16 protein-coding genes and 3 pseudogenes are annotated in these 18,036 nt (G+C 65.3%); 11 read left to right on the top strand and 8 right to left on the bottom strand.

Going from position 1 to position 18,036, the window contains the following annotated elements:
- Positions 1 to 23: 23 nt before the first annotated feature.
- The 3 genes and pseudogenes from FSYMDG_RS02775 (at position 24) to FSYMDG_RS02770 (ending at position 3,436) form a co-directional block, all read left to right on the top strand.
- Positions 24 to 883, top strand: a pseudogene (locus FSYMDG_RS02775) (class I SAM-dependent methyltransferase).
- A 526-nt stretch (positions 884 to 1,409) separates the two neighbouring features.
- Positions 1,410 to 1,550 (top strand): annotated as a pseudogene (locus FSYMDG_RS29515) (short-chain dehydrogenase); the annotation flags it as partial.
- A gap of 623 nt (positions 1,551 to 2,173) precedes the next feature.
- Positions 2,174 to 3,436, top strand: a complete 1,263-nt coding sequence (locus FSYMDG_RS02770) for an IS4 family transposase (RefSeq protein ID WP_013872077.1) — start codon at positions 2,174 to 2,176, stop codon at positions 3,434 to 3,436.
- Between the two features lie 574 nt (positions 3,437 to 4,010).
- Here FSYMDG_RS02770 and FSYMDG_RS02765 read toward each other — a convergent pair.
- Together FSYMDG_RS02765 and FSYMDG_RS02760 are read right to left on the bottom strand one after the other, a co-directional pair.
- Positions 4,011 to 4,328, bottom strand: coding sequence for a helix-turn-helix domain-containing protein (locus FSYMDG_RS02765; protein ID WP_013872080.1), 318 nt, complete (start codon positions 4,326 to 4,328; stop codon positions 4,011 to 4,013).
- Positions 4,325 to 4,690 carry a type II toxin-antitoxin system RelE/ParE family toxin gene (locus FSYMDG_RS02760; protein WP_043602838.1) on the bottom strand — a complete coding sequence of 122 codons (366 nt, stop codon included), beginning with the start codon at positions 4,688 to 4,690 and terminating at the stop codon, positions 4,325 to 4,327. The genes FSYMDG_RS02765 and FSYMDG_RS02760 overlap by 4 nt, the downstream gene beginning before the upstream one ends.
- A gap of 475 nt (positions 4,691 to 5,165) precedes the next feature.
- Between FSYMDG_RS02760 and FSYMDG_RS25705 the strand changes: the two genes are divergently transcribed.
- The 7 genes from FSYMDG_RS25705 to FSYMDG_RS02730 all read left to right on the top strand — a co-directional run bounded on the left by FSYMDG_RS25705 (position 5,166) and on the right by FSYMDG_RS02730 (position 12,604).
- Positions 5,166 to 5,420, top strand: coding sequence for a hypothetical protein (locus tag FSYMDG_RS25705; protein WP_131772077.1), 255 nt, complete (start codon positions 5,166 to 5,168; stop codon positions 5,418 to 5,420).
- Positions 5,421 to 5,965: 545 nt separating this feature from the next.
- Complete coding sequence (locus FSYMDG_RS02755) at positions 5,966 to 7,228, top strand: IS4 family transposase (RefSeq protein ID WP_013872077.1); 1,263 nt, start codon at positions 5,966 to 5,968, stop codon at positions 7,226 to 7,228.
- A gap of 1,332 nt (positions 7,229 to 8,560) precedes the next feature.
- Positions 8,561 to 8,815 carry a hypothetical protein gene (locus FSYMDG_RS02750; protein ID WP_043602835.1) on the top strand — a complete coding sequence of 85 codons (255 nt, stop codon included), beginning with the start codon at positions 8,561 to 8,563 and terminating at the stop codon, positions 8,813 to 8,815.
- Between the two features lie 32 nt (positions 8,816 to 8,847).
- Complete coding sequence (locus tag FSYMDG_RS02745; protein ID WP_013871712.1) at positions 8,848 to 9,936, top strand: IS630 family transposase; 1,089 nt, start codon at positions 8,848 to 8,850, stop codon at positions 9,934 to 9,936.
- 182 nt (positions 9,937 to 10,118) lie between these two features.
- A complete protein-coding gene (locus tag FSYMDG_RS22600) occupies positions 10,119 to 10,352 on the top strand; it encodes a hypothetical protein (RefSeq protein ID WP_131772076.1) in 234 nt (77 codons plus the stop codon).
- Between the two features lie 710 nt (positions 10,353 to 11,062).
- Positions 11,063 to 11,647: an RNA polymerase sigma factor gene (locus FSYMDG_RS02735; protein ID WP_013872075.1), complete on the top strand. Its 585-nt coding sequence runs from the start codon at positions 11,063 to 11,065 to the stop codon at positions 11,645 to 11,647.
- Positions 11,648 to 11,707: 60 nt separating this feature from the next.
- Positions 11,708 to 12,604 (top strand): hypothetical protein, encoded by an 897-nt coding sequence (locus tag FSYMDG_RS02730; protein WP_013872074.1) that lies wholly within the window; start codon positions 11,708 to 11,710, stop codon positions 12,602 to 12,604.
- A gap of 262 nt (positions 12,605 to 12,866) precedes the next feature.
- Here the strand turns inward: FSYMDG_RS02730 and FSYMDG_RS27340 are convergent.
- The 4 genes and pseudogenes from FSYMDG_RS27340 to FSYMDG_RS02715 form a co-directional block, all read right to left on the bottom strand.
- Positions 12,867 to 13,118: pseudogene (locus tag FSYMDG_RS27340) on the bottom strand (hypothetical protein); the annotation flags it as partial.
- Positions 13,119 to 13,794: 676 nt separating this feature from the next.
- Positions 13,795 to 14,142, bottom strand: a complete 348-nt coding sequence (locus FSYMDG_RS29505) for a tyrosine-type recombinase/integrase (protein ID WP_050803306.1) — start codon at positions 14,140 to 14,142, stop codon at positions 13,795 to 13,797.
- A 15-nt stretch (positions 14,143 to 14,157) separates the two neighbouring features.
- Entirely contained in the window at positions 14,158 to 14,454 is a 297-nt protein-coding gene (locus tag FSYMDG_RS29500; RefSeq protein WP_050803305.1) for a tyrosine-type recombinase/integrase, read from the bottom strand.
- 159 nt (positions 14,455 to 14,613) lie between these two features.
- Positions 14,614 to 15,516 (bottom strand): esterase/lipase family protein, encoded by a 903-nt coding sequence (locus FSYMDG_RS02715; protein ID WP_043602828.1) that lies wholly within the window; start codon positions 15,514 to 15,516, stop codon positions 14,614 to 14,616.
- 626 nt (positions 15,517 to 16,142) lie between these two features.
- Here FSYMDG_RS02715 and FSYMDG_RS25695 point away from each other — a divergent pair.
- Positions 16,143 to 16,373, top strand: a complete 231-nt coding sequence (locus tag FSYMDG_RS25695) for a hypothetical protein (protein WP_131772075.1) — start codon at positions 16,143 to 16,145, stop codon at positions 16,371 to 16,373.
- Positions 16,374 to 16,523: 150 nt separating this feature from the next.
- On the opposite strand, the gene FSYMDG_RS02710 is transcribed toward FSYMDG_RS25695, so the two are convergent.
- Together FSYMDG_RS02710 and FSYMDG_RS02705 are read right to left on the bottom strand one after the other, a co-directional pair.
- Positions 16,524 to 16,883 (bottom strand): response regulator, encoded by a 360-nt coding sequence (locus FSYMDG_RS02710; protein ID WP_241250234.1) that lies wholly within the window; start codon positions 16,881 to 16,883, stop codon positions 16,524 to 16,526.
- 5 nt (positions 16,884 to 16,888) lie between these two features.
- The gene (locus tag FSYMDG_RS02705) at positions 16,889 to 17,791 is read right to left on the bottom strand and encodes an alpha/beta hydrolase (protein ID WP_013872070.1); all 903 of its coding nucleotides are present in this window, start codon (positions 17,789 to 17,791) and stop codon (positions 16,889 to 16,891) included.
- Between the last annotated feature and the right edge of the window lie 245 nt (positions 17,792 to 18,036).

The raw sequence follows: 18,036 nt of genomic DNA, 5'->3' as shown, positions 1-18,036 counted from the left end.
AGAACACGAGGAGCGAGAGCACCATGGCAGACCGGCAGGCCGAGGCACCGGACAGCACCGCGGTGCGCGTCGCCCTCTGGCGGGCGATGCACCTCCACGTCGACTCGCCGCCACACGTGCTCGCCGACGAGATCGGTCTGCGGCTGGCCGCCCCTGACGATGGCTGGCGCACCCGCCCGGACATGGACCCGCACGCCACCAGCAGGTTCCGGGCATCCATCGTGGCCCGTGCACACGCCTCATCGAGGACCTGGTTGCCGAGGAGGCCGACCGTGGCACTGCCCAGTACGTCATCCTGGGGGCCGGCCTGGACACCTTCGCCCAGCGCAGGCCGGAGATCGCCGCTCGCCTGACGGTGTTCGAGGTCGACCAGCCCCGCCCCCAGGCCTGGAAGCGCAGGCACCTGATCGAACTCGGCTACGGCATCCCCGACTGGCTGCGACTGGTACCGGTCGACTTCGAGGCGAGCGGGGACTGGTTGAAAGAGTTGTCCGTCGCCGGCTTCGACTCCGACCAGCCGGCCCTCGTCGTCTCCACCGGCGTCACCATGTACCTCACCAAGGAGGCCACCGCGGCCACCCTGCGTCAGATCGCCGGGCTCGCCCCCGGCTCGACGACCGCCGTGACGTTCCTGCTGCCCGTCGACCTTCTCGACGAGGCCGATCGTGCCGGGCTACAGGCGTCAAAGAAAGGCGCGCAGGCATCCGGCACACCGTTCATCAGCTTCTACACGCCGGACGAAATGCTGACGCTGGCCCGCGAAGCCGGCTTCAACGACGTCCGACACGTATCGGGAGCCGCGCTCGCCGAGCGCTACTTCGCCGGTCGGACCGACGGCCTCCGCCCGTCAAGCGGAGAGGACGTGCTGGTAGCCACCACCTGAACCATCTCAACCCACGCCAGCAGGTAGCACAAGTGCTGTCAGCTGCTCACTACGGTCCTGCCCGATATCGCGCCTCATCGACATGATCAGACGGTTGACAGCGGCAACGTAAGGCCGGTGAACCTCCAGCCATTCTTATGATGCTGGAGGTCCAATCGATAACTCCGTCGTCGCAATCGCCTCGCGAATGTTCCGTAGACACCCGTATGCATGATCGGAAGCCTCGGTCACACCACGGGGAGCTACCAGATCGACTTGATATCTAATTGTCAGCAGAGAGTTCTCTCGAAATGCCGCCATCACCGTTTCCCTGCCGACCGGAGTGCCTACAGCGACCGCTTGCAGATTTCTGCCCGTGGTTGTGAGAGCCATCAGGTACTGTCCGTAGATCTGCCTTCGCGTTTCGTCACGTCGATCAGTCCGGTCACGCCGCCACCGCACCGAGTCGAGGAGCAGTGTTGACCCAGCTCCCACGACACCACCGACAAACACGCTTAGCGCCTCGCCGCCGAACCCTCCGGCGGGCAGCACCATCGGCCACCGGCTGGACACCATCAACATCGACGATCTTCAGTGCGAGCACGGCTACCAGTACCAGCAGGCCTACTTCCAGTCGAAGCTGGTCAACCTGATGTTCACCTACGAACTTCAACGACGGCTCGCCGCGGCCAAGGTGGACACGAGGCGCTGGTCCGGGCAGGCTTCTGGGATTTACGTGTGATCATGCTTTCCGTGTTCGAGCCCCCCCGGGGGCGGTAGGGCCTTCATAGGCTCTGGAAGAAAGCACGGATGTCGGCGGCGAGCAGCTCGGGCACCCCAAGCCCTGCGAAGTGGCCGCCACGGTCGGCCTCCGTCCACCGGGCGATCGGCATCCGCCGCTCGGCGTACGGCCGGATCAGGCGGGTGATGCCCTCGGGCAGGACGAGGACGCCGACCGGTTGGACGGTCCGCCATGATGGCGGGCCGCCGGTTTCCCGGTGCAGGCGCGGCGCCGTGCCGCCGGTGCCGGTCAGCCAGAAGGCCGAGGAAGTAGTTCGACTGGCATACTTCCCTGGACGCCCCCGGTTCTTGCCCGCGGGGTGCGGAGATCCGTGACGGCGGTGTGCTCGGCTCTAGCCCAATGCCGCTCAATTAGGCTGGAGGGGCGTCCGTCCATCCCGACACGCCAACGCCCGATCCCGCATCGATCAACTTCTGAACACGGCATCCAGTCACGTTCCTCAACGTCGATCAGTAGGCGGCGGAGTGCTCATGCCGCGATTTCGGCCGGTCGGCAGATAGAATCCAGATGTGGTGCGCCTTCGCCAGGTAGTTGAATTGCCAGCCGTTGACAACGACCGGCTGACCGACCGCATCTCGATCGGTGTGCTCGCCAGAATCGTTCCCCGGGACCTCGTCGAAGAGGTACTGGTGGAAACGAAGCGGCAGGAACGGCGTACCAGGCTGCTGCCAGCCCGGGTCATGGTGTACTTCACCATGACGATGTGCCTGTTCTTCGACGATGACTACGAAGAAGTCATGCGTAAACTCGCCGGTGCGTTGAGATGGCTGGGGAACTGGCAGGGTGACTGGAAAGTCCCGACCACCGGGGCGATCTCGCAGGCACGGATCAGGCTCGGTGCCGCCCCCCTGAAGGTCCTGTTCGAACGTGTCGCTGTGCCGGTCGCGGGGCTGGGTACCAAGGGCACTTGGCTGCGTTCCCGGCGGCTGATGGCGATCGACGGGTTCTTCCTCGACGCCGCAGACACCCCCGAGAACGTGGCCAGGTTCGGGCGGTCCACCAACGGACACAAGGCCAGCGCTCTGCCCCAGGTCCACGTCGTCGCGCTCGCCGAATGCGGCACGCACGCGATCGTCTCCGCCGCGGTCGGTCCCCGTGCCAGCGACGAACGTGCTCTCGCCGCCACCCTGCTCGACGCCTGCGAACCCGGGATGCTCCTCACCGCCGACCGTTACTTCTACAGCTTCGACCTCTGGCAGCAGGCGCTCGACACCGGCGCGGACCTGCTCTGGCGAGTCAAATCCGATCTCACGCTACCGGTCATCCGGTCCCTTCCCGACAGCTCCTACCTCTCTATCATCGTCAACCCGAAAATCAGAGGGAAACAGCGGAACCAGATCATCGCCGACGCCCGCGCCGGCCGCGACTTTCCCGAGGACTCCGCGACACCCGTCCGCGTCATCGAATACACGGTGCCTGACCGCACAGGATCCGGAACCGGAGAACTGATCTGCCTCATCACCAATATCCTCAACCAGACCGACATACCAGCGGTGGAACTCGCCACGGCCTATCACGAGCGCTGGGAAATCGAAAACATCTTCGATGAGATTAAGACACACCAGCGGGGCGAAGCCCGCGTCCTACGCTCGAAACTCCCGGACCTGGTGGAACAAGAGATCTGGGCGCTGCTCCTCAGCCACTACGCAATCCGATGTCTCATGTGCGAGGCCGCCGACGAAGCCGACGTCGACCCGGACAGGCTATCCTTCATGCGATCACTACGCGTCGTCCGCCGCCAGGTCACCGACCAGGCGGATTTTTCCCCCTGAGGACCACACGCACGCGCTCCGGGAAACCTTCACAGAGATCACCGAACGGCTTAACCCCGTGCGCCTCCACCGCACGTACCCACGCACCATCAGACGAGGCCGACACAACGCCTACCGAGTCAAAAGCCCAACAGACACCGGCACCAAGCATGATCAATCACCGAAGATCATGCTCGCTCGGGCCGCTTAACTAAGCGCCATTGAACTATAGCCCAACCTAAACATCCGCTCTGTGATCCCGGAAGATTCCGCGGCCAACGCTGCGACTGACCGGCTGACAGCCAAGTTGACAGCCAAGACGGCGGACGAGGGTGGACACTGGCGGATGTCCATGGACGGAGCGCACCAGGTCGGCGGACGCCGTGGACGTCCACGGACGTCGATGGAAGATCCAGATCTAACTACGGATCAAGAGGTTGGGGGTTCGAGTCCCTCCGAGCGCACGTCAGGTTGAGGCAGGTCAGAGCCCCGCAGCCGATCACACGGCGCGGGGCTCTGGGCTTTCTGTAGCAGCGGGTGCAGCAACGGCCCTCAGCCCAGGAAGCCGTCGGGTGTGTTGCGGCGACGAAACAGGTCAGGCGATCGCGGCGATGTCCCCGTCGTCAAAGTAGATCGCCTGGTGCAGCCGGCCACCAAGAGCGGCAGCGTATCTGGCGACCACGTCCTGACCGGAGAGTGAGCCCTGCTCGATCTGCGAGATCCGACCCTTGGTCACCCCCATCCGCTCGGCCACCTGCTGCTGGGTCAGACCCCGCGCACGACGCACCTCGGCAAGCCGATGCCCCACCGCGACCGCAAGAAGCTCCTGCTTGCCGGCGGCGACCGCCTCCTCCCCACCGGCCCGGGCGACCTGCTCGGCACGGACATCAGCCCACCGTACGTAACCACTCATCGCCGATCACCCTCCTCCTGGCCGCGTTCCACCAGGTAGCTCTTGTAGCGTTGCTCCGCCAGTGGAATCGCTTCGTCGTACCAGGCGTTCCACTGCCCGGCTTTGTCCCCGGCAACAAGCAGGATGCTCGAACGCCACGGATCGAAACAGAACAAGATCCGTACCGTGCCCGGTCTGAGTTCCTTCAGGTTCGGCAGCGACGAGCCGCTGATCGTGTCGACCAGGGGTCTCCCCAGCCCGGGGCCGGTCTCCGCGAGCAGGTCGATCGCCTGGACGACCCGCGCGTGTGTCGCGGCGTCCAGGCCGTCGATCCAGTCACGGACCTCGTTGACGAGGTAGACGTCCCACTGCCGCCCGTCCATCAAACGAGTATAGCTCTCACTAAACCATGGCACCGCGAAGACCACCAAGATGACCATAGTCAGAACGACTGGCAGCCAAGTTGACAGCCAGGCCGGTGGACGAGGGTGGACGTTGGCGGACGCCCATGGACAGAGCCCACCAGGTCAGCGGACGGGGCGGACCTCTGCGAACGTCGACGGAAGATCTAAATCTAACTACGGATCAAGAGGTTGGAGGTTCGAGTCCCTCCGAGCGCACGCTGGTTGAGGCAGGTCAGAGCCCCGCAGCCGATCACACGGCGCGGGGCTCTGGGCTTTTTTGATCTCTAGTACTGCAATTTGTACTGCAATTGGGAACGATCAGCCTTCGTCGGACCCGTCGAGACCCCGATGACCATCACGCACCGTAGCCACGCCCACCCCCCTGCGATCTTGACTCTGTGGAACGAAGTGTCCAGATCGGCCTTCCTTGCGTCGGGAGCCAAACGATGGCATAGTGACCTACGCGATCCAAGGGGGGCCATTCGGGCACTGTGGATCGCCCAAGCCGGGAGCCACGGTGGACTTCCACTTCCTCCTCGCCCTCGTCCTCTCGCCTGGTGTCCTCGCCGGCTTCGTGACGATCACCAAGCATCGCCAATGGCTTCACCTTGTGCGCCATGTCTACGACCATGAGACCGCAGAAGGTCGAACCGTCGATCCCATCGCATTGTTGGAGACCGCCAAGAACCCCCGCGCCGCTCGACCATGACCCCGCCTACCTACCATGGGTCATCGATGTCTTCCTTCAACTCGTAATCCGGGTCAGGATGCCGTCCATGCTCGCCGCCGTCCCCCGCCGGACGTCTTTCAGGACATCGATGTAGATATCGGCTGTGGTCGCGATACGCCTGTGCCGGAGCAGGGCGCGGATCTCGTTCCCTCTGTGATCCGGAGCAGGTCAGCAGCGGGCGGGCCATGGCTTTCTCAAGCTCGTAGCGTGGTCACCGATGACGGCAGCGTCTCGGGATTCGGATGGCAGCCAGGGTGGCAGCCAAGCCGGCCGATTACTGTGGACGTCGGCGAACGTCCACGGACGAGACCAGGCCCGCGACATGCGCCGACGGATGTCAGCGGATATAGGCCAATGCCGCTCAATTAGGCTGGAGGGGCGTCCGTCCATCCCGACACGCCAACGCCCGATCCCGCATCGATCAACTTCTGAACACGGCATCCAGTCACGTTCCTCAACGTCGATCAGTAGGCGGCGGAGTGCTCATGCCGCGATTTCGGCCGGTCGGCAGATAGAATCCAGATGTGGTGCGCCTTCGCCAGGTAGTTGAATTGCCAGCCGTTGACAACGACCGGCTGACCGACCGCATCTCGATCGGTGTGCTCGCCAGAATCGTTCCCCGGGACCTCGTCGAAGAGGTACTGGTGGAAACGAAGCGGCAGGAACGGCGTACCAGGCTGCTGCCAGCCCGGGTCATGGTGTACTTCACCATGACGATGTGCCTGTTCTTCGACGATGACTACGAAGAAGTCATGCGTAAACTCGCCGGTGCGTTGAGATGGCTGGGGAACTGGCAGGGTGACTGGAAAGTCCCGACCACCGGGGCGATCTCGCAGGCACGGATCAGGCTCGGTGCCGCCCCCCTGAAGGTCCTGTTCGAACGTGTCGCTGTGCCGGTCGCGGGGCTGGGTACCAAGGGCACTTGGCTGCGTTCCCGGCGGCTGATGGCGATCGACGGGTTCTTCCTCGACGCCGCAGACACCCCCGAGAACGTGGCCAGGTTCGGGCGGTCCACCAACGGACACAAGGCCAGCGCTCTGCCCCAGGTCCACGTCGTCGCGCTCGCCGAATGCGGCACGCACGCGATCGTCTCCGCCGCGGTCGGTCCCCGTGCCAGCGACGAACGTGCTCTCGCCGCCACCCTGCTCGACGCCTGCGAACCCGGGATGCTCCTCACCGCCGACCGTTACTTCTACAGCTTCGACCTCTGGCAGCAGGCGCTCGACACCGGCGCGGACCTGCTCTGGCGAGTCAAATCCGATCTCACGCTACCGGTCATCCGGTCCCTTCCCGACAGCTCCTACCTCTCTATCATCGTCAACCCGAAAATCAGAGGGAAACAGCGGAACCAGATCATCGCCGACGCCCGCGCCGGCCGCGACTTTCCCGAGGACTCCGCGACACCCGTCCGCGTCATCGAATACACGGTGCCTGACCGCACAGGATCCGGAACCGGAGAACTGATCTGCCTCATCACCAATATCCTCAACCAGACCGACATACCAGCGGTGGAACTCGCCACGGCCTATCACGAGCGCTGGGAAATCGAAAACATCTTCGATGAGATTAAGACACACCAGCGGGGCGAAGCCCGTGTCCTACGCTCGAAACTCCCGGACCTGGTGGAACAAGAGATCTGGGCGCTGCTCCTCAGCCACTACGCAATCCGATGTCTCATGTGCGAGGCCGCCGACGAAGCCGACGTCGACCCGGACAGGCTATCCTTCATGCGATCACTACGCGTCGTCCGCCGCCAGGTCACCGACCAGGCGGATTTTTCCCCCTGAGGACCACACGCACGCGCTCCGGGAAACCTTCACAGAGATCACCGAACGGCTTAACCCCGTGCGCCTCCACCGCACGTACCCACGCACCATCAGACGAGGCCGACACAACGCCTACCGAGTCAAAAGCCCAACAGACACCGGCACCAAGCATGATCAATCACCGAAGATCATGCTCGCTCGGGCCGCTTAACTAAGCGCCATTGGGATATAGGCGGACGAAGCACACGTCATCTCATAATCTGCCGGTCCGGGACGGCGCGATCGAGCCTACGTTTGACGGCAATGCTGACGGCAACGGGGTGGGCGACCGCGTATAGCCGCGGACCAGCCGGCCAGCCGGAGCCGAGCTGACGGACGACAACGGATGCCACGCCTGCACCTGAAAAGCGGAAGGACGGCAGTTCGACCCCGCCCCTGCCCACCCCTTCTGACCGGCAACACGAAGCCCGCCGAGATCATCGACGGGCTTCGCGGTTCTCAGCCTGTTCCCGGACGTCCCTCGGACAGGTCAACCACCGTCCCGCCAACCAATCGCCCTGTCAGATTCCCGACAGTAGGCGTGAGCCTGCGTGACATCGGACAGCGATGACCAGCGAGTTTCTTCCGCGATGGGAATAACAACCGACCTGTAACTTCACTGATGTCATTTCTCGAGTGATGTACACGCTCGATCCCTCACGGTTATTCTGTATGTGAATCTGGGCCTATCTGAAAGGCGCCCGCGAGTGGCAACATCCCAAATCTGCCATGTGACGCGGCGCTACTCTCTGATCTCATCGAAAGATGCGTCGGCATGAGCCGCAAACCGACCCGGAAGGAAACACGGCAAACTCTCCGCGCCGCCGCCCTCTTCGGAGCCGTTCTCGCCGCCCTGCTGGCCTACCTCGGGGTATTGCTCGCACTACCTATCTACATCATCGTCTACCTCACCGCACGACTCTTCGCCTGGCCAACCATCTGTGAAGCATTCCGAACACAGAGCACGGAGACCTGCAAGAAAGAAGTTACCGGAAAGATCACCGGGTGTGGCCATCATCGAGATGACAAACGGCGCGACCTGTGGACCGCACTCCGACCGCGTCAGCCAGCCTCGCCTCCACAGGCTGTGCTGAGGCTAGTCCGCGGCCAAAGCCACACCCCGAGCGCCCCGCCCACGTTGTCCGCGCCGGTCCGTGTGACGTTCCGAAATGCGCTCAGCATCTATCTCATAGGACTGTGCACTGCGAGCGCCGCAGCCGACATCGCCATCCTCGCTCTTGTCGGCTAATCGCGAGCCGGACACAGTGTCCCACCGGAAGCACGCAGAAATCAAGAAGGTCGAGGAATAAGCGGATGGCGTGCAGGCGGATCGGCGGGCGGGAGGGCGGTAGCGAACCAGGCCCGGGCAAAAAGAAGAAGCAAGCAGGCGTCGTCATCACGGCGACCGTCGCGGTCGGCATCGGCCTCGGCGGCGCGTCCGTGGAGAGCAGCGTCACCGTGACGCGGCCCTCAACCACCTCCGGCAACGCATCAACATCCAGCGAGCGGTCCAGCCTCGAAATCAGCACGGAGGACTTCAAGTCTGCCGAAGTCCGCCTAGTGTCCTGAGTCGTTGATTCGTGTGCAGATAGAATGGGCTGGTGCCTGGCCCGAGCGCGGATCCCATCGAGTTGTCGTCTGCTGAGCGTGCGGTGCTGGAGGGCTGGGCCCGACGGCGGAAGACCGCGCAGGCGCTGGCGTTGCGCTCGCGGATCGTGCTGGCCTGCGCGGACGGTGGGACGAACTCGGGGGTCGCGGCCGAGCTCGGGATCACCCGGGGAACGGTCGCGAAATGGCGGGAGCGGTTCGCGGTCGACCGGCTGGAGGGCCTGTCAGACGAGGCACGTCCGGGAGCGCCTCGGAAGGTCACCGACGCCCAGGTCGAGGCGGTGATCGCGAGGACGTTGGAGGAGAAGCCACCGAACGGCGATACCCATTGGACATCGCGGTCGATGGCGAGGGCCAGTGGGCTGTCGCAGTCGACGGTGTCACGGATGTGGCGGGCGTTCGGGTTGAAGCCGCATCTGGTCGAGACGTGGAAGCTGTCCACCGACCCGCTGTTCGTGGACAAGGTCCGTGACGTGGTCGGGGTCTACCTCGACCCGCCGGAGAAGGCGATCGTGCTCTGCGTCGACGAAAAGTCGCAGGTGCAAGCTTTGGATCGCACGGCACCGGTGCTGCCCCTGATGCCGGGTACCCCGCAGCGGATGACCCACGACTACGTCCGCCATGGCACGACCAGCCTGTTCGCCGCGCTCGACCCGACGTCCGGGTCGGTGATCGCGCAGACCTTCCGGCGGCACCGTCACCAGGAGTTCCTGCGCTTCCTCAAGCTGATCGACTCCTCGGTCCCGAAGGGCTACGACCTGCACCTGGTCCTGGACAACTACGCCACCCACAAGACCCCGGCGGTGAAGAACTGGCTGCTGCGCCACCCCCGCTTCCACCTGCACTTCACCCCGACCTCGGCGTCGTGGATGAACCTGGTCGAGCGCTGGTTCGCGGAGCTGACCACCCGCAAGCTGCGCCGATCGACGCACCGCTCGGTCGTCGAACTCGAAGCCGACATCCGCCGATGGATCAACGCCTGGAACAAGGACCCGAAGCCGTTCGTCTGGGCCAAGACCGCCGACGAGATCCTCGAGACCCTCGCCGCCTACTGCCAGCGAATCAACGACTCAGGACACTAGCGCGACGCAACCTCCGCGTCAACGGACACTTCCAGAGCGACGGCGCCACTTGCGCCGAGCACGCCTACGGCGAAGTCAGGGACTTCTTCCGTCATCGCCCGTGCACCGCTCTCCATCGCGCCCAGTTCCAGATCAGCGACAAGCAGGGCGACGTCATCCTGGTCGCTGTGTCCTGGGTACAGATGCCCAACGTCAACGATGCCGCCGCGTACAAGCAACTCGTCGACACCTACGGAACAGGCAACATCACCGAGCTATCGCGCGAGAGCGGACGCTACCATACCGTCCGCTACACCGGAGTCCGCTACATCTCCAGCATCGACGGCGCCGTCATCGCCAACGCCCAGGCCGAGCCCGTCGCACGAGGCGCGGCTGGCATCGCACTGGCCACGATCATCAACAACTCCGTCCTGTGACAGGCGTCCCCACGCGACCGTCCGTCGCGATCGCCAGGACCCAGAGGAGCCGCTGATCTGGACCACGTTCCGCATGGCCAGCGCATCGCAACCGGTGGACCGCGTTCGGGGCCGGTGGGTGAAGATGACAGCAAATCTGACAGCCAAGCCCGCGGACGACGACGCACACCCGCGGACGCGGGCGGACGGCCGAGCGCAGGTCAGTGGACGCGGCGGACTTCGGTGAACGTTCACGGATGATCCAGATCTAGCTACGGATCAAGAGGTTGGGGATTCGAGTCCCGCCGAGCGCACGCTGGTTGAGGCAGGTCAGAGCCCCGCAGCCGATCACACGGCGCGGGGCTCTGGGCTTTTATGATCTCTGGTACTGCAATTGGAAACGATCAGTCCAGCCGACACCACCGAGGCATGGACCGAGATCCACCGCTCGCGAAAAGTTCCAAATCATAGCACAGGACTAGCTATAGACATTCATAAGCAAAACTCATCTATATCATCTCAGTAGCATGCTTTTAACAGATTGTAAGATCAGAGCCCCTGCGTCGGCAGGTTGCCGGACATACCGCATCATCTGGCCGGTGGATCGCAGCACGGAGATGAGCGGTGGGGATGCCAGCACCGTCGGTGTCGGCATCCCGCGGCGACGATCGTGCGCCGATACGGCGGCGGCACCGCACGACGGTTACGAGGTACAGGCGCAGGCGCCACGGGTGGGCCTGGCGGACATCTCCCTCGACGTGGCCAAGGCGCAGCGTGGTGACGAGGATGCCTTCAAGGTGATCTACCGGGCGGTACAGCCGGGGTTACTGCGCTACCTGCGGGTGCTTGTCGGTGACGACGCCGAGGACGTGGCGTCCGAGGCGTGGTTGCAGATCGCCCGGGATCTGCCGTCGTTTCGCGGAGATTCCAACGGGTTCCGCGGCTGGGCGGCGACGATCGCCCGCCACCGTGCTCTGGACCACATACGCCGCCAGCGACGCCGTCCCCAGCACGACGTGCCGGTCGAGCAGATGACCGATCTGCCCTCTCCCGACGACACCGCCGGACGGGCGCTGGAAACGCTGTCGACCGATACGGCGATACGGCTGATCGCCGGCCTGCCACGCGATCAGGCCGAAGCCGTGCTCCTGCGGGTGGTCATCGGGTTGGATGCTCAGACCGCCGGACGCGTGCTGGGCAAGCGTGCGGGCGCTGTCCGCACCGCGGCATATCGCGGGTTGCGCCGTCTGGCCGAACAGCTCGGAGCGGACGGAAACCCGGCGGGTGAAGATGGTCAAGATGACACGATGTGCTGAAGACAGTGACTGCCAGTTGGGTGTGACACCAGTGAGAGCTTGGACGCTGAAGGACGTGAGATGAGCACCTACCGACCCCGTCGGATCGACCGGGAAGACGCAGAGCGGATGCTTCGCGGCGTCCCGGTCGATCCGACGGCAGGTTCGGGCCCCCTCGCCGGCCTGCTCGCCGCCGTGGCCGCTCCGGCCCGTGCCGACGAGCTCGCCGGGGAGGAAGCGGCTGTTGCCGCCTTCCGGGAGGCGCGTCTTGTTCCTGTCAACCAGCTCCGGAGAGAACCGATGATCAAAATTGCCCTCGCGAAGCTCCTCACGGTGAAGATCGCAGTTGCGGCGGTCGCTGCTACAACTGTTGGTGGTGTCGCTGTCGCCGCCAGCACTGGTGCTCTGTCCTCGCCCGGTGAGCACGAAGCCGCCGCCGGCATCACAACCTCCGCCTCCGCTCAGGCGGCCGATCCGTCGGCTCATGTTCCGGACGCGGGCGCCATTGCCCCGGCGGCGCTGCCCGCGCTGTGCCACACCTACACGGCCGCCGCGGCGGAGCACCCGGACAGGTCGGGCAAGGCCCTCGACGAGCCGACCTTCTCCCCGTTGATCGCCGCGGCGGGTGGCAAGGGCAAGGTCGCAGCCTATTGCGGCGAGATACTCAAGGTCCCCGCATCAGCCGCGGAAGTCGCAGGCCAGACGGTCGGCGGTGTCTCAGCCACCGCAACCGTGGGCGGGGGTGTCAACGGCGTCGATGGCCAGGTCGGGGTCGCCGGCGGCTCCGTGGGCGCTTCCGTGTCGCAGGAAGGAGCGAACCTCGGCGTTTCCGTACCGCAGGGAGGAGCGGATGCGGGAGCCGGTGTGTCCCCGGCAGGAGTGGGCTCGGGAGCCGCTGTCTCCTCCCCGGGAGGAGCGGGTGCGGAAACCGGTGTGTCTCGGGGAGGCGCAGACCTCGGGGCTTCCGTGAAGCCTTGAGCGGCACCGGGGAACGGTAACGGTCATACAGCAGGGCCAAAGGCGGCGCGATCACGCTTCTTGCGCGTCCGGGGTCCCTGTCGGATCCGGGATTCCTGCCAGATCGGCGAAGCCGATCTGGCAGGTCCGGAAGCAGGTCCGCCGGACATGCCAGATCCGGCAAGCCCAAATCCTCGATCACTGATCCAGGTCAAGTTATTGCGGAGCAGATCGTGGCGTGCGTGGCCCGGCAGGTGCGGCAGGTCATCAACCTCGGCCGCCGTCATCGCCTCCGGGCCGAGCTCGACGCGGACAACGGCGTGTCGACGAAGCCGGGGGCGATGAGGTTGAGCCGGACCGGGTAGCGGTCCGCCATGATCTCGCTACACAGCGCCTTCAGTGCGCTGACATAGATCTCTGAGAAGCTGGGGAACGGCTGGACGACATCGAGCGGCGCGCGGGCGCGGATAGCCAGCGTGGCCTGCTGCAGCCGCTCACCCGCCTCGGGGCCGAGCGCGTACTCGCCGGTCAGCCGGCGATAGCCATCGAGCCATCCGATCATCCTTTCGATCTTCCAACGATGGCGGCCGAGGCGTTCACCGGACACTCGCCGGCGCCACAGCCACGGCGACTACGGCAAACACGGCTATTGCAACAGCCGCGACCGCCGGCGACGGGCCGGCTGGCCGCAACCCGGCGCTGGGATAGGTTCTCGCCGTGACTGGGGCACACGCCGTCGCCGTGTTCACGCTCGACGGAAACAGACCATGCCGGCGATGTTGACACGCCTCCGGCTACCTGCGGGGACAGAGCTGGGAGCCCTCGACGCGAGCTGGGAGCAGCCCCTGCCAGCAATCGCCGTCGTGTCGGCTCGCGCCCCCCTGCCGCATCCGGTCCAACCCATTTTCAACATCCACAGAAACACCAGGTAGGCCACACCAGGTAGGCCGTCAGCGACACTCCCTACCTGGCTGTGATCTGACGCAGCTCGGTCCAGCCAAGCCGTCGTAACACCAGCTGCTCCGCCGCCGGCAGCCAAAATGTCGACGACACCCGCAACGACCGGGGCCACGGCGGTTGGGGATGTTCGGAGCGCGCCGCCGAGCGCACGCTGGTTGAGGCAGGTCAGAGCCCCGCAGCCGATCACACGGCGCGGGGCTCTGGGCTTTTCTGATCTCTAGTACTGCAGTTCGTACTGCAATTGGAAACGATCAGTTCTCGGACACCACGGCCCCGCCCTCCTCATCGTCACGTTCCGTAGCATCCGGCCGAGTGGGCAGGGCCAGCCGATCAAGAATGGTGTCCATGCTCACCGCCGTCCCGCGCCGGACGTCTTCGAGGACATCGATGTAAATGTCCGCCGTGGTGGCAATACGCGTGTGGCGGAGCAACGCCCGGATCTCGTTGAGGTCCATCCCGGCACGGAAAAGGAGCGTGGCCGATGTGTGCCTAAGATCATGAACACGAGTCCGGCGGACACCCGCATCCGCACAGACCTTGTCCCACCAGCGGTTGACGTTCCGCGGCTGGATCCCACGGCCGGTGGCCGTGGTGAACACGAGTCCGTCATCGTGTCAGACCTTCGCCGCCTCTTTCGCCGCGCCCTGCCGCGCCTTGTGCTCGCGGAGCACGACAACGACCATCTCCGGCAGCGCAAGGGTCGCCTTCGACCTCTTGGTCTTCAACTGGTCGTCCTCGACCAACTCCCACCGCTTCCGGCCCGCGTCCAGATCGACGACATCCCAGCGCAGCCCGAGCGCCTCCCCCTTGCGCAGACCCAGCGCCAACATGACCATCCACAACGCGACAAGCCGATCAACCAGCGCCACCGCCAGCACCCGGCTCGCTTCCGCCTCGGTCAGCGCCCCCACGTGAGACACCCTCTGAAGGAGTGGTGCCTGTCAACCGGTTGTGTTGTGGGGGTTGGGCCTGCGGCCGTGCCACCGGAATGATTCCCGCCGTCCGGTCCACGGCGGGTGACGCCAGGCCAACCAAGTGTTGGCTCGGCATCACTCATTCATCGCCCAGCGTTACAGCGGGAGCCCGGACCCGCACGGAACGGGTTGGCGGTGCTGGGGGTCGAGGGCGTTGAGTACCAACTGGACAGTGGTCACGTCGTAAGGCATCCCGACATGCCCGACGAGGTCGTTGGGGCAGAAGGTCTGCACGGCCTGGTTGGTGGCGTTGGGGCCCGCCGGCAGATAGCTCACCGCTTCCGGTGGTGTGGCCACCTCGTCGTGAGTGGTGATGATGTTGGTGTAGGTGACGCTCGGGAACGTGGCCTGCGGCGAGTTCAGCGCATTGAACGCGGGCCAGGTGGACAATTCGTAACAGGCCGGGCAGCCCAGAATTTCGATCGTCTGCCAACCGGGCGCCATGTTGAGAATGGTCAGCAGTCCGCTGATGGTGGGCGGGGCCATGGATACCGGTGAGATCCCGACGAAGGTCGACACGTGTGTTGTGCCATAATTCTTCATGTAGAGCCGGGAGATAAATCCGCCTTCGGAGTATCCGACCAGTTTTACCCGACTGGCTCTGGTGCCGGACACCACCTGGTTGACGAAGTCGTTCAGTTCGCCCGCCGAGTTCTCGGTGTAGTCGATGCCACCGGCGTTGGCGGTGTACCAGAGCGTTCCGTAGGTCACGGTGTAGACGCAGTACCCGTTGTTGGCGAGTATCGGCGCGAGCGCCTGCCAGTTGACGTTCTGGTTTTCGGTGATGCCGTGCACGAGAATGACAGGTTCGAGACGTGCCGCGCTCGGCTTGCACGACCAGTCGTTCGCACCCGGGGGTGGGGAGGCGTTCAGTTGACCGGACGCGTAGGCTGATAACGCGTCCCAGTTCACCGGATACGTGGCCGCGGCCGCCGGGCCGCTGCCGATGACGATGGTCGTGGCAACGATCACTGTGACGACCGCGATGATGCAGCCCATCCTTGATCGTAAGTGATACTCCTTTTGTACTTTCCGATGCAAGGAATGCTCCTTTTTTAATTGTCAATGCGAGACGACGCCGCGCTTTATTTCGCACGAGTGTGACAACATGACGAATCGAACTTGTCGTAGATTCATGGGTCATGTCACCGGATGGCGATGCGCGTGATATTGCTGGCGATCCGATGGTCGCCACGAAGGAACAGAGCGCACCAAAAGGACTATTCGGCGACCTCCCCTATGTCGTCCTTGTCGCAGAATTTGGATCTACTGTAGGTTATTCCCCTGCCCTGGGTCAACGACGTTGTCCTGCTGGAGGGCCTGACCAGCACGTCGACGGTCACCCGACAGGGCCTCTGTCCGTCCCGAGCGGGAAGGCCAGGGTGAAGGCGTGGTGCTGCGGGAACTGGCAACGACCTGGGCCATTGTGGTTGGGATGTTCGGGCGCGCTGCCGAGCGCGCGTCAAGCATCCCCAGCCCGGCCGACGGCGGATCATGACGAGCACGATCGCGCCGTTTCTCACGGCAGGCGGCCAGCCTTGGCGCAGCCGACGGCCCCTTTCGGCGACGCGCGGAGGGCGTGCTTTCGCGCCGGCCGCGGCGCGGGTGATGGGAGCGGAGGAGCGTTGCGCCTCAGGCCCGGGTACCGCAGCCTCGTCGGAGCGCTCGTCCCGGTAGCGCGAGCCCTGACGCACGATCTCCGCGGCGACGACACGGACGAGCCGGAACACCTGTCGCCACGTCTCCAGATCCGTAATGTTGATTTTTTCTCGCCGGTAGAAGAAGATCCGGCGGTCGGCGATTTCGACGTCCCAGGCGGTGCTGTGCTCGACGAGCAGCGCCCTGATGCCGGGTGATGATGGAGAACGCGGGTGCCTTCCACCAGAAGCCGTCCCGCTCGTCGACCGGGGGGTCCGGCTGGTCCCGCTCGCGGAGATACGTCGCGATCTCGTCAGCGCGGATCGGTGAGGTGAGTGCTGACAAGTCGGGCGACGCGACGTGATTTGTTACGTGCCCAGCCTGCCGTATCCGTCCCTCCCAACAGAAGCCAGTGGTGACCACAAACCAGGGATGGTGCCCCAGACGGCCGTCTCCCTCCGAGCGCACATCGGGTTGAGACAGGTCAGGACGGCCCGCACGGCGCGTTGCAGGTCGTCAACCGGGACGCCCTTGAGGAGGAATCCGGACGCGCCCGTTCGTAGCGCCGCAGCCAGGACCTCCTCGTCCTCGAACGTGGTGAGCACCAGCACCGGCGGTGAGTCCCAGCGTCGCCGCAGCGCCTCGGTCACGGCGATTCCGTCGATCACGGGCATCCGGATGTCCATCAGCACGACATCCGGATGAAGTCTCTCGACGGCGGCGGGCACGCGGCTCACTCAAGCGCGCGGCCGACGAAGGCGAGCTGGGCGGGGGTGACCGCGCGCCAGTAGGCGGGATCATGCCCACCTGGGCCGAAGCCGCGTGCCACAGCCGCCAGATCGTCGGCGACCTGGCGGGAGACCGCGTAGAACGGGTCACGCTGCCCGCAGTCGATCCGGTAGGCCACGCCTGGCGCCGGCGGCTCCCCCAGAATCCGGTGAGCGGTGAAGTCGGCGGCGGAGTCGAACGCTCCCGGAGCGCTGGCACCGTAGGCTCGCCACAGCGCCGGGCTGCTCGCCGCCACGGCGACGACAAGATCCGGATGGCGTCGGGCGAACAGCAGGGCACCGTAGCCGCCCATCGACCAGCCGATCACCGCCAGTCGGCTGGTGCGCAGGCCCTGGTCCGCCAGCCGCGGCAGGACCTCCCCGAGGATCATGCGTTCCGGGTCGTCTCCGGACGCACGCGGATGCCAGTAGGTCTCGCCGCCATCGACGGCGACGACCGTGAACGGCGGTACTCCCGCGCGGACCGTGTCCGCCAGCGCGGTGTCCAGGCCCAGCAGGGTCACAGCATGCCGCGCGTCGTCGCCACGGCCGTGCAGGACGAGGCACACCGGCAGGCCGTCGACGGCAGCCCCGGCCGGCGAAACCACCGTCACGGAAACGGTCCGGCCCCGCGCCGCGCTCGGGAACGTCGTCCGGCTCACGGCCGGCGGGCCGCCCGGGACCGGCGCCGCGGCGTCGACAGTCGGAGTCGCGGTGCCGACGGCCGGAGCCGAAACGCCCCCCGCATCCCCGGCCCGCCCGCCGGCCGGGGATGCCGCGGACGGACGGGGCACGGTGTCACCGGAGCTCCTGGCCAGCAGCGCGCCACCGACAGCGCCGGCCACCGTGGCCGGCGCCGCCAGCAGCATCGTCCGTCTGCTCGGCCGCACACTTACAATCGTTCCACTGCCGGACAACGCCACGGCGAAAACAGTCCGTTGGGTGACTACGCGACCGCATCCCGCAGCGCGTAGAGCATCTCGAGACGTCCGATGAACGCCACTGGCCGACAGCGCGGGGCCGGCAGCATGGGCCGACAGGGTGGGCGAGCCGGCCGAAGCACGGCACGGGGACCGTGGGCATCCGCCGCTCATGCCGATGGGCGGTTGAAGAA

Source organism: Candidatus Protofrankia datiscae (genome assembly GCF_000177615.2).
Lineage (GTDB): Bacteria > Actinomycetota > Actinomycetes > Frankiales > Frankiaceae > Protofrankia > Protofrankia coriariae.
This window is presented reverse-complemented; position numbering and strand designations above follow the sequence as displayed.